Source organism: Streptomyces sp. SBT349, from assembly GCF_001083795.1.
In the GTDB taxonomy this organism is placed as follows: domain Bacteria; phylum Actinomycetota; class Actinomycetes; order Streptomycetales; family Streptomycetaceae; genus Streptomyces.
In genome coordinates, this window is the sequence record NZ_LAVK01000253.1 from 1 (window position 1) to 11,455 (window position 11,455).

General features: G+C 73.3%; 8 protein-coding genes. 3 read left to right on the top strand and 5 right to left on the bottom strand.

Translation table 11 applies throughout. The features are described 5' to 3' along the window. Positions 1-67: 67 nt before the first annotated feature. The 3 genes from ADY01_RS25635 to ADY01_RS25645 are packed head-to-tail and all read right to left on the bottom strand — an operon-like array spanning position 68 to position 5,332. Positions 68-2,263 (bottom strand): acetate--CoA ligase family protein, encoded by a 2,196-nt coding sequence (locus ADY01_RS25635; RefSeq protein ID WP_049578243.1) that lies wholly within the window; start codon positions 2,261-2,263, stop codon positions 68-70. Between the two features lie 53 nt (positions 2,264-2,316). Then, positions 2,317-3,585 (bottom strand): formyl-CoA transferase, encoded by a 1,269-nt coding sequence (gene frc, locus ADY01_RS25640; RefSeq protein WP_049578245.1) that lies wholly within the window; start codon positions 3,583-3,585, stop codon positions 2,317-2,319. A 13-nt stretch (positions 3,586-3,598) separates the two neighbouring features. Then, a complete protein-coding gene (locus tag ADY01_RS25645; protein ID WP_049578247.1) occupies positions 3,599-5,332 on the bottom strand; it encodes a thiamine pyrophosphate-binding protein in 1,734 nt (577 codons plus the stop codon). Between the two features lie 177 nt (positions 5,333-5,509). Between ADY01_RS25645 and ADY01_RS25650 the strand changes: the two genes are divergently transcribed. Together ADY01_RS25650 and sucD are read left to right on the top strand one after the other, a co-directional pair. Beyond that, on the top strand, positions 5,510-6,742 hold the full coding sequence (locus tag ADY01_RS25650; RefSeq protein WP_049578249.1) for a succinate--CoA ligase subunit beta: 1,233 nt from the start codon (positions 5,510-5,512) through the stop codon (positions 6,740-6,742). Between the two features lie 27 nt (positions 6,743-6,769). Beyond that, positions 6,770-7,654: a succinate--CoA ligase subunit alpha gene (gene sucD, locus ADY01_RS25655; protein WP_049578251.1), complete on the top strand. Its 885-nt coding sequence runs from the start codon at positions 6,770-6,772 to the stop codon at positions 7,652-7,654. A gap of 435 nt (positions 7,655-8,089) precedes the next feature. Here the strand turns inward: sucD and ADY01_RS25660 are convergent, their stop codons facing one another. Together ADY01_RS25660 and ADY01_RS25665 are read right to left on the bottom strand one after the other, a co-directional pair. Further along, positions 8,090-9,445: an MFS transporter gene (locus tag ADY01_RS25660; protein ID WP_049578252.1), complete on the bottom strand. Its 1,356-nt coding sequence runs from the start codon at positions 9,443-9,445 to the stop codon at positions 8,090-8,092. A gap of 177 nt (positions 9,446-9,622) precedes the next feature. Continuing rightward, positions 9,623-9,862, bottom strand: coding sequence for a hypothetical protein (locus ADY01_RS25665; RefSeq protein ID WP_049578255.1), 240 nt, complete (start codon positions 9,860-9,862; stop codon positions 9,623-9,625). A gap of 271 nt (positions 9,863-10,133) precedes the next feature. Here ADY01_RS25665 and ADY01_RS25670 point away from each other — a divergent pair, with 271 nt between their 5' ends. Continuing rightward, positions 10,134-11,318, top strand: a complete 1,185-nt coding sequence (locus tag ADY01_RS25670) for a helix-turn-helix domain-containing protein (RefSeq protein WP_049578257.1) — start codon at positions 10,134-10,136, stop codon at positions 11,316-11,318. Positions 11,319-11,455: the final 137 nt, after the last annotated feature.

Here is an 11,455-nt window from a genome sequence, read left to right on the forward strand (position 1 = left end):
GGGGTGGGTGGGTGAGCGGTGGTGCGACGCCTGGGCCGGCCGTGACCGCGGTCGGCCCAGGCGGGTCTCAGCGCGCCGGCGGCAGCAGCCCCGCCGCACGCGCCCACCGGTACTTGGCGCCGAGCGCGGCGACCGGCTTCTCGGTGGTGTAGGGGTAGGCGACGATGCCGCGTTCGAAGAGGTAGGCGGACGCCTCCTCGACCTCGGTGTCCCCGGCGAGCGAGGCGACCACGGGCTTGTCGATGCCCTGGGCGCGGAACTCCGCCACGACCTTGGCGGTGAGCTCCGCGAACACCATCGGCGGGGTGACGATGGTGTGCCAGTAGCCGAGGATCAGCGCGTGGATCCTCGGGTCGGAGAGGCCGAGCCTGATGGTGGCCTCGTAGGTGGACGGCGGTTCCCCGCCGGTGATGTCGATCGGGTTGCCCGCGGCGCCGAACGGGGGGATGAACCGCCGGAACGCCTCGTCGAGGTCGGGCGGGATGTCCATCAGGGTCAGCCCGGCCTCCACGCAGGCGTCCGAGAGCAGGACCCCGGAGCCGCCGGCCCCGGTGATGATCACCACGTTCTCGCCCGTCGGGGCGGGCAGCGCGGGCAGTGCCCTGGCGTACTCCAGCATCTCGTTCAGCCCCGGGGCACGGATCACCCCGGCCTGGCGCAGGATGTCGTCGTAGACCCGGTCGTCGCCCGCGAGCGCCCCGGTGTGGGACCCCGCGGCGCGGGCGCCGAGCGCCGTGCGGCCCGCCTTCAGCACGACCACGGGCTTCTTCGGCACGGTCCGCCGGGCGGCCTCGACGAAGGCGCGGCCGTCCTTGAGGTCCTCCAGGTGCATGGCGATGGCCGTGGTGTGGGGGTCCTCGGCGAAGAAGGTCAGCAGGTCGTCCTCGTCCAGGTCCGACTTGTTGCCCAGGCCGACGATCGCGGAGACGCCGGTGCGCGTGGTGCGGCTGAAGCCGAGGATCGCCATGCCGATGCCGCCGCTCTGCGAGCTGAGCGCCACCCCGCCCTTGACGTCGTAGGGGGTGCAGAAGGTCGCGCTCAGGTTGGAGGGCGTGTAGTAGTAGCCGTAGATGTTGGGGCCCAGGATGCGGACGCCGTACTTCCGCGCGATGGCCACCACCTTGTCCTGGAGCTCCGTCTCGCCCGTCTCCGCGAAACCGGACGGGATGAGGACGGCCGCGGCGACGCCCTTGCGGCCGGCCTCCTCCAGCGCGGCGGGGACGAACCTGGCCGGGATGGCGAACACCGCGACGTCCACCGGGCCCGGCACGTCGGAGATGCCGGCGTACGCCCTGCGGCCCAGGATCTCCTCGGCCTTTGGGTTGACCGGGTAGATCTCCCCGGCGAAGCCGCCGTTGACCAGGTTCTTCATCACCGAGTTGCCGATCTTGCCCTCCTCGGCCGAGGCGCCGATCACGGCCACGGCGTCCGGCTTCATCAGCCGGTCCATGGACCGCAGGATGTCCTCGGGCGAGAAGCGGGGCCGCGCCGGCGCCGGGTCGGGATCGAGGATGATCCGCACGTCCGCCGCGATCGCGCCGGGGGACCCGTCGCGGTGCGGCAGGGCGACCACCGGGTTGAGATCGGCCTCGCCGATCTCGGGGAAGTCGGTGACCAGGTCGGAGAGCCGGACGATCACCTCGGCGAGGGCGCCGCGGTCCACCGGCTCGGCGCCGCGCGTCCCGCGCAGCACCGCCGCCGCCGCGATGGAGTCCAGCATGGACCCGGCGTCGGCCGCGCTCGCGGGCGCCAGGCGGAAGGTGACGTCCTGGAGGACCTCCACCAGGACGCCGCCGAGGCCGAAGGCCACCACCTTGCCGAAGGTCGGGTCGCTGACCGCCCCGACGATCACCTCCTGTCCCGGCGGGACCAGTTGCTGCACCTGGACGCCGACGATGGTCGCCGCCGGGTCGTAGGCGCGGGCGTTGGCGAGGATCGTCGCATAGCCCTCGGCGACCGCCTCGGGCGTCTCCAGGCCGACCAGCACGCCGCCGGCGTCGGTCTTGTGCAGGATCTGCGGCGAGACGATCTTCAGCACCACCGGCAGGCCCATCGCCTCGGCGAACCCGACCGCCTCCTCCGCGCTGGTGGCCAGGGCCTCGCCGGGCGTCGGTATGCCGTAGGCGTCGCAGACCACCTTGCCCTCGGGGGCGGTCAGCGCGGTCCTGCCCTCGGCGGTGAGCCGGTCGATGAGTGCGCGCACCGTGGCACGGTCGTAGGTGTCGTTGCCCTGTTCTTCGTTGTCTGGCTCGTCGTTCCCCATGGACTGATGTCTCCTCAGGAAGCCGCGAGGGGCGCGGCCCGGGTACGGATGGGTCAGATGACGCCGATGGAACGCAGCCCGTCCAACTGCTTGGCGGTGTAGCCGAGTTCGGAGTAGACCTCGTCGTTGTGCTCGCCGAGCAGCGGCGGGCGCCTGACGTCGACGGGCGAGTCGGACAGCCGCAGCGGGGAGCCGACCGTCCTGAAGCTGCCGCGCTGCGGGTGTTCCACCTCCACCACGGCGCCGAGGTCGGCCAGCGTGCCGTCGTCGATCAGCTCACGGGTGGAGAGGATCGGGCCGCAGGGGATGTCGTGGGCGTTCAGGACGTCCATGACCTCCCACTTGGTGTGCCGCTCGGTCCACTCCTCGACCAGCGCGAACATCTTGTCCAGCTTGGACAGCCGCGCCTCGGGGGTGGCCCACGCCTCGTCGGTGACGAGCTCGGGCCTGCCGATCAGCTGCGCCAGCGGCTTCCAGCCCTGGGGCTGCACGATGACGTAGATGTAGTCGTTGGGCCCGCCGGGGGCGCAGCGCACCGCCCAGCCCGGCTGCCCGCCGCCCGAGGCGTTCCCGGAACGCGGGACCTCGTCGCCGAACTGCTCGTTGGGGTACTCCCCCAGCGGGCCGTGGGTCAGGCGCTGCTGGTCGCGGAGCTTGACCCGGCAGAGGTTGAGAACGGCCTCCTGCATCGCCACCCGCACCCGCTGGCCGCGGCCGGTCTGGGTGCGCTGGTAGAGCGCGGCCAGGACGGCGGCGACCAGGTGGACGCCGGTGCCCGAGTCGCCGATCTGAGCGCCGGTGGCAAGCGGCGGGCCGTCCTCGAACCCGGTGGTGGCCATGGAGCCGCCCATCGCCTGGGCGATCACCTCGTACGCCTTGAAGTCGGCGTAGCGGCCGGGGCCGAAGCCCTTGATGCTGGCGTACACCAGGCGGGGGTTGAGGTCGCGCAGGACCTCCCAGGGGAAGCCGAAGCGGTCGATCACGCCGGGGCCGAAGTTCTCCACGAGGACGTCGGAGCGCGAGACGAGCTGCTTGAACAGCCCCTTGCCCTGGGGGGTCTTCATGTTGAGCGTGATGCTGCGCTTGTTGCAGTTGAGCATCGTGAAGTAGAGGCTGTCCGCGTCGGGGACGTCCCGCAGCTGGCTGCGGGTGATGTCGCCGCGGCCCGGGGCCTCCAGCTTGATCACGTCGGCCCCCAGCCAGGCGAGCAGCTGGGTGGCGGAGGGTCCGGACTGGACGTGCGTCATGTCGAGGACGCGCACACCCGCCAGTGCCTTGGGTGCGTCGGTGGTGGCCGCGTCGGTCGTGAGTGCGTCGGTCATCTGGGGCGCCCCCTCACTTGTACATGGTCTGGTTCATGGTTCCCGGCGCGTAGGCGTCCGGGTCGACCCACACGTTGACGAGCGCGGGCAGGCCCGACTCGCGGGCGCGCCGCAGCGCCGGGCCGATCTCGGCCGGGTCGCGGACCTCCTCGCCGTGGCCGCCGAGCATCCGGGCGAACTCGTCGTAGCGCACGTCGCCCAGCGTGTTGCCGACCCGGCCGCGCTCCTTGCCGTACTTCTGCTCCTGGCCGTAGCGGATCTGGTTCATCGAGGAGTTGTTGCCGATCACTCCGACGAACGGCAGGTTGTAGCGGATCAGGGTCTCGAAGTCCCAGCCGGTGAGGCTGAAGGCGCCGTCGCCGAAGAGGGCGACGACCTCCTTCTCGGGCCGGGCGTACTTGGCCGCCAGGACGAACGGGATGCCGACGCCGAGGGTGCCGAGCGGGCCCGGGTCCATCCAGTGCCCGGGGGACTTGGGCTGCACCACGCCGCCGGAGAAGGTGACGATGTCGCCGCCGTCGCCGATGTAGACCGAGTCCTCCGTGAGGAACTCGTTGATCTCGTGGGCGAGTCGCAGCGGGTGGATGGGGTTGGCGTCGGACAGCTGCCGGGGCAGCCGCTTCTGGTACGCCGCGTCCTCCTGGGCCCGCAGCTCCTCGAACCACGCCTTGCGGGCGACGCTGCTGGCCCCGGTCCCGCCGGCCCGGCCGGAGGCGGCCTGCGCCGTGGCGGCCAGGATGGCGCCCGGGTCGCCGACCAGGCCGAGGTCGATGTCGCGGTTCTTCCCGACGGTGCGGTAGTCCAGGTCGATCTGGACGACCTTGGCCGTCTTGGGCAGCCTGCGCCCGTACCCCATGCGGAAGTCGAAGGGGCTGCCGACGATCAGGATGAGGTCGGCGTTGTTGAACGCGTAGCGGCGCGAGAGGTGGAAGTGGTGCGGGTCGCCGGGCGGCAGGGTGCCGCGGCCGGCGCCGTTCATGAAGACCGGGACGTTGAGCCCGCGCGCGAAGGCGATGGCGTCGTCGGTGGCGCGGGAGGTCCACACCTGGGTGCCGAGCAGCACGCAGGGCTTCTCGGCGGCGGTGATCAGGTCCGCGAGCCGCTCCACGGAGGCGGGGTCGCCCATGCTGCGGGTGGAGGCGCGGTAGCGGCCCGCGGCGGGAACGGTCGCGGAGGAGACCGGGACCTTGCCGTCGAGGATGTCGCGGGGGATCTCCAGGAACGACGGCCCCGGGGCGCCGTTGTAGCACTCCCGGAACGCCATGGACACCATGTCCGCGGCGCGGGCGGTGTGCGGCACCGTGGCGGCGAACTTGGTGATCGGGGTCATCATGTCGACGTGCGGCAGGTCCTGGAGTGAGCCCATCTTGTGCTGGCTCAGCGCGCCCTGACCGCCGATCAGCAGCATCGGGCTCTCCGCGCGGAACGCGTTGGCGACGCCGGTGACGGCGTCGGTGGTGCCGGGTCCCGCGGTGACCACGGCGCAGCCGGGGCGACCGGTGATCCGGGCATAGCCGTCGGCGGCGTGCGCGGCGACCTGCTCGTGGCGCACGTCGACGACGTCGATGCCCTCGTCCACGCAGCCGTCGTAGATGTCGATGATGTGGCCGCCGCAGAGCGTGAAGATCACGTCCACGCCCTCGGCCTTGAGTGCCTTGGCGACCAGATGGCCGCCGGAGATGGTTTCGGACGGTGTCTCCGAGGGTGTCTCCCCGGGTGTCCCGGATGGGGTGTTGGTCGTGGCCATGTGACGCCAACTCCTCGTGGTCGACGGGTCGTACGGCTGCATCGTAGATTGCATACCGTATGGAGTAACCATATAGTTGCTCCACGCAGCGGCAGCTGTCCAGAGGAAGGGACAGGATTTCCGCCGTTGCCCCTCGGCCCTCAGGGCCCGCCAGCCCACCCGAGAGGACGCAAGCGCGTGGACCTGTTCGAGTACCAGGCGAGGGATCTCTTCGCCGAGCACGGTGTGCCGGTGCCGGCCGGCGAAGTCGTCGACACCCCGGAGGACGCGCTCGCCGCGGCGGAGCGCCTCGGGGGCCGTGTCGTCGTCAAGGCGCAGGTGAAGACCGGTGGCCGGGGCAAGGCCGGTGGCGTGCGGGTCGCCGCCGGACCGCGGGAGGCGGTGGCGCACGCCCGCCGGATCCTCGGCATGGACATCAGGGGGCACACGGTCCGCAGGGTCATGCTGGCCGAGACCGCGGACATCAGGGACGAGTTCTATGTCTCCTTCTCGCTCGACCGCGGGAACCGGACGTTCCTCGCCATGGCCTCCGTCGAGGGCGGCGTGGAGATCGAGGAGGTCGCCGCGCGCGACCCCTCCGCGCTGGCCAGGGTCCCCGTGGACCCCGCGGTGGGGGTGACCCCCGAGAAGGCCGGGGAGATCGTCGCCGCGGCCCGTTTCCCCGCCGAGGTCGCGGACCAGGTCGCCGCGGTGCTGCGCTCCCTGTGGGAGGTCTTCGTCGCCGAGGACGCCCTGCTCGTCGAGGTGAACCCCCTGATCGTCACGGGCGGCGGCCGGGTCGTCGCGCTCGACGGCAAGATCACCCTGGACGACAACGCCGCCTTCCGCAGGCCGGGTTGGGCGGCGCTGCGCGAGGGCGCGGCGGCCGACCTGTCCCTGGTCTCCCTCCCCCGCGCCTGGACGTCGGGCAGCAGGGCCGAGCGCGTCGCCCACCTGGAGCGGGCGGCCGAGGCGAAGGGGCTCAACTACGTGAAGCTGGACGGCGAGGTGGGCGTCATCGGCAACGGCGCGGGGCTGGTGATGTCCACCCTGGACGTGGTCGCCCGGGCGGGCGAGAGCCACGGCGGCGTCCGCCCGGCCAACTTCCTCGACATCGGCGGCGGCGCCTCCGCGCAGGTGATGGCCGACAGCCTGGAGATCGTGCTCGGCGACCCCGACGTCCGCTCCGTTTTCGTCAACGTCTTCGGCGGCATCACCGCCTGCGACGCCGTCGCGAGCGGGATCCTCCAGGCCCTCGACCTGCTCGACTCCCGCGGCGAGGAGGTCACCAAGCCGCTGGTCGTCCGGCTGGACGGGAACAGCGCGGAGCGCGGCAGGCGAATCCTGTCCGAGGCCCGCCACCCGCTGGTGCGGGCCGAGGACACGATGGACGGCGCGGCCGACCGGGCCGCCGCCCTGGCCGGGATCTGACAGCGGAATCCGAGAGAGGACGTCACCATGGCCATCTGGCTCACCGAACGCAACCGTGTCCTCGTGCAGGGCATGACCGGCTCCGAGGGCATGAAGCACACCCGCCGCATGCTCGCCGCGGGCACCGCCGTCGTCGGCGGCGTCACCCCGGGCAAGGGCGGCCGCGTGGTGGACGTGGACCGCCACGCGCTGCCCGTCTTCGACACCGTCGCGGAGGGCGTCGCCGCCACCGGCGCGGACACCACCGCCGTGTTCGTCCCGCCCCGGTTCGCCCGCGCCGCGGTCACCGACGCGATCGACGCGGCCGTTCCCCTGGTGGTGGTGATCACCGAGGGCATCCCGGTCCACGACACCGCGGCGCTGTGGGCGCACAGCCTCGACCAGGGCGGCAAGTCCCGGATCATCGGGCCCAACTGCCCCGGCATCATCAGCCCGGGACTGAGCAACGTCGGCATCATCCCGGCCGACATCACCACGGCGGGGCGCGTCGGCCTGGTCTCCAAGTCGGGCACCCTGACCTACCAGCTGATGTACGAGCTGCGCGACCTCGGCTTCTCCACCTGCGTCGGGATCGGCGGCGACCCCGTCGTCGGGACCACGCACATCGACGCGCTCCAGGCGTTCGAGGAGGACCCGCAGACGGACGTCGTCGTCATGATCGGCGAGATCGGCGGCGACGCGGAGGAGCGCGCCGCCGCCTACATCAGCGCCCGTATGAGCACGCCGGTGGTCGGCTATGTGGCGGGCTTCACCGCCCCCGAGGGCCGCACCATGGGCCACGCGGGCGCGATCGTCTCGGGCTCCTCCGGCACCGCGCAGGCCAAGCAGGAGGCGCTGGAGGCCGCCGGGGTCCGGGTCGGCCGCACCCCGAGCCAGACCGCCCTGCTGCTGCGGGAGGTCCTCGCGGCCTGATCTCGCGGGCCCTCGGCCCGCGCGGGACCGCGGGCACCCCCCGGGCCACAGGGGCGGCCCGGGGCCCGCGGCCGACCGCGCCGCCCGGCCTGCACCCCGGGCGGCGCGGCTCGTCCCCGTGGACGGCACGCGGGCGGCCGGCGCCGGACGGACCGCGCGAAGCGGGCCGGACGGCGCGGGTCCGCGCGCCCGGCCCCGGCTGACCGCGCCGACCGGCGTCCCGGCACTCACGGACGCGGCCCCATGCCGGCCCCGCGACCACGCGGAAGAGGGCCGGGCACCCGCCGCCCGCCGGGCCACGCCGACCGGCACGGCGCCCCGCCGGAGGCCGGGGCCGCCCGCGGGGCCGTGACCGCGGTGGCCCGCGGCACCCGGCGGGAACGACCGCGGTGAACGGGTCGAACGGGCGGGTCCCCGGCCCATGGGACCGGCTCCTCAGGAGGCCCGTCGGCGCGTGGCCGGGGTGACGGCGGAGAACCCGGGCAACAGGTCCCCCAGCGGCCGGGGTCGGCGTGCGGTGTACACGGCGAGCGCCGCGGCCAGCGACAGCGCGACGGCGGCCGCGTGGGGCCGGACGGCCAGCGCGGCGAGGCCGCAACCGGCCGCGCCGCCCAGGGCCTTGGCGGAGTAGAGCGCGGCGAACGCGCGCTGGTCGCCGCGGCCCCCGTAGTAGCCGCGGAGCAGGCCCACCAGCACCGGGTAGCAGCCGCCGGTGGCACAGCCCGCCAGGGCCGCGCAGAGCACCGTCGTGACGGACCCGCCCGCGAAGACCCCCGGCTGGGCCAGCGCCGCCACCACCAGCGTCGCCGTCAGCACCGCCCGCCTGCCCAGGTGTTCGGCCAGGTGGCCCACCAGGAGGCGGCCCAGGCCGCTGCCCGCCGCCAGCGCGGCGCAGGCCGCGGCCGACGCGGCTCCCGGGCTCTCGGCGAGGGCGGTGGCGAGGGCCCCGAGGTCCAGCAGGAGCACGGCGGAGCCGAGGGCGACGGCGACGTAGAGCCTGCGCCAGGTGCCGCTGCGGGTGCCGGGCAGCGAGGAAGCCTCCCACAGCGCGGGGCGGTTGCGGCGCAGGCTGCGGTTGACGTGCTTGTCGAGGGTCCAGCGCCTGGGGTCCACGTCGGCGGGCCACCAGTGCTCGGGCGGATCGCGCAGCAGTGCCCCGCAGGCCAGCGCCGCGGCCAGCGCGAGGCCGCTCGCGGCCCACAACAGCGCGCGCACCACCGCCGGTTCGGCCCCCAGCGGCGCGAGGAGCAGCAGCGGCACCACGGCGCCACAGGCATATCCGGCCGTGACCAGGGCCACCGCCGAGGGAGCGCGGTCGGGGTGCCACCGGGCGGCCGTGGCCACGCAGGCGGCGTACACCAGCCCGGCGCCGGCGCCGCCGACGAGAGCGTGGGCGACGAGCAGCGGCGTCAGGGCCGCGTGCGGGCCGCCCGCGCCGCCCGCCGCCACGGCGGCCAGCGCCAGGGCCACCGCGCAGGCGGCCCCTCCCGCGGCCACCTGGCCGCGGGCCGGCAACCGGCCCGTCCCGCGCAGCCATTCGGCCAGCGGCACGGCCGCGGCCTGGCACACGGTCCACAGCGCCAGGACCGCGAGCACGGTGCCGCGCCCGTGCCCGCCGGAGCCGGTCTGGGCCAGGGCCGCCAGCGGATAGCCGTACTGGAGGACTCCGGCGCCCGCCATGGCGGCCAGGGGCAGCCACAGCATCCAGCGGCGCCCGCGGCCCCCGAGGAGCGAGCGGTCCGTCTCGCCGACCCGGTGGCGACGGCCGTAGCAGTCACGGACCTCGCTCACGTGCGGCGACTCCGGAAGGGGACCGGGGTGCTGATCTCGTTCGGCCATCGGGTCTCACACTCCCGGGAGAAACTGCATACAGTATGGAACCCTTCCCGGTATAGCACCGCCCCGGAACGGCGTCCAGACAGATGGCCGCGTGCGGTTGCGGGACCCGTATCAGCCCAGCGTGATGGCCTACCTGCCGGCGGGCTTGTCGAACCGGCCGATCACCGGGAGCGGCTCGAAGCCGAACCGGTCGGCGGCCCACGCGGCGACGGCCACCGCCGCGGCCTCCGGCTGGTAGTCGGTCGGCGGGTACTCCAGCCGCCGCCTCGACTCCGCGGCGCCCGGCTCGCCCGTGCGGGCCGTCGCGGTGAGGTGCACGATGAGTCCCCACGAGGCAGCGATGTGGCGGTAGGTGAACGGCTCGCCCACGAGAACCTCTCCGTCGGTCGAAGCGCAGCCTGCCGAACACCGAGCCGTCGAAGAAGTGCTCGGTGCCCATGTCTGAAGCTGCCGACCTGGGGCCCACGGCGTACGGACCAGCCATGAGCAGGCGGGCCCTCCCGCCGGCGGCGTGCCCCGGGGCTTTTCGTCATGCCCGCAGCACAACGGCCCCGCCTCCGACTGGAGATGGGGCCGTGCGCTGTGCCCCCCGAGCCGACGGGGGGTACCGTCCAGGTGTCACCCGAGGACGGAGTTCAGCATGTCACACCGGACCGACGGCCACACCGGCACGCGCATCAAGCGCGCCAGGAGGACACGTGGCCTCACCCAGCGGGAACTGGCCGATATCAGCCCCGTGTCGTACTCCACGATCACGAAGATCGAACAGGGGTTGATGGCCGCGAGCCCCGCCGTGATCGGCGCGCTCTCCCGCGCCCTGTCGGTACCCGTGACCGAACTCACCGGCCAGCCCTACCTGGAAGATCTCCGCCGGGACCAGCTCGACGGATTGATCCAGCCGATCCGCGACGCCCTCGATCTCTATGATCTCGGCGCCGACCCGCTCGTCACCCCGCGCCCGATGGACCAGCTCGACGCGCGCGCCGACGCCCTGTGCGCCATGGTCCGCGCCACGGATCTGCGCGGCGCCGCGACCGAATTGCCTGGCCTCATCGAGGAGGTGACGACTGCGGCGTGGGCCACCCCGTCGTCGGAACGGTGGCGCGTTCTCGCGAGCACCTACCGCACGGCATATGACGTCGCCTCGAAGTTGGGCTACATCGACTTGTGCACCGTGGCACTGGATCGGATGGAGTGGGCGGCGCAGCGCGGCTCGGCACCGGAGGTCTCCGCGATCCGGCAGTACATGCGGGCCTTGGTGTACATGCGGAGTGCCCAGTACCGCACCGGTGGGCGGCTCCTCACCGCGGGGCTGGCGGCGCTGGATCAGGCCGACCGCGGCCGGGAACGGGACGTCGTGACCGGGCAGATGCACCTGGGAGGGGCGGTACTGACGGCCCGCGCACAGGACGAGAGCGCGGCTGAGACGCACCTCGCCGAGGCGGAGCGGCTCGCGAACGCCACCGGCCCGGCCGAGACCGTCCACTGGCTGGCCTTCGGCCCGACCAACGTCAAGATCCACAGGGTCGCCACCCTGGCTGAGCGGGATGAATACGACGAGGCCGTACTCGCCGCGGAAGACATCGAGTTTCCGAAGGGCTGGCCTCGGTCCCGAACGGCGCACCACCACGTGGAGGTGGCGCGGGCGCAGCTCTGGACGGGGCGGATCGATGACGCGTTCCGCAGCCTCCGAGCCGCCCGCAAGGCCGGGCCGCAGCAGACCCGCTACCACCCGATGGTGCGGGAGACCTACGCCGGGCTGGACGCGGCGAAGCGCCAACTGCCGCACGAGTTCGTGGCGTTCGGGGCTTGGCTTGGCGTGTGACGCTGCGTGATGCCATGGCCCTGACTATCAGCCATCACTGATAGTTGGGGCCTTGTCACGGCGTGACGATGTGAGGGTCACCCCAACCTCATGGAGCCGACCATGACGAGTATCCCCAGCACCCCTCCACCGGTGCC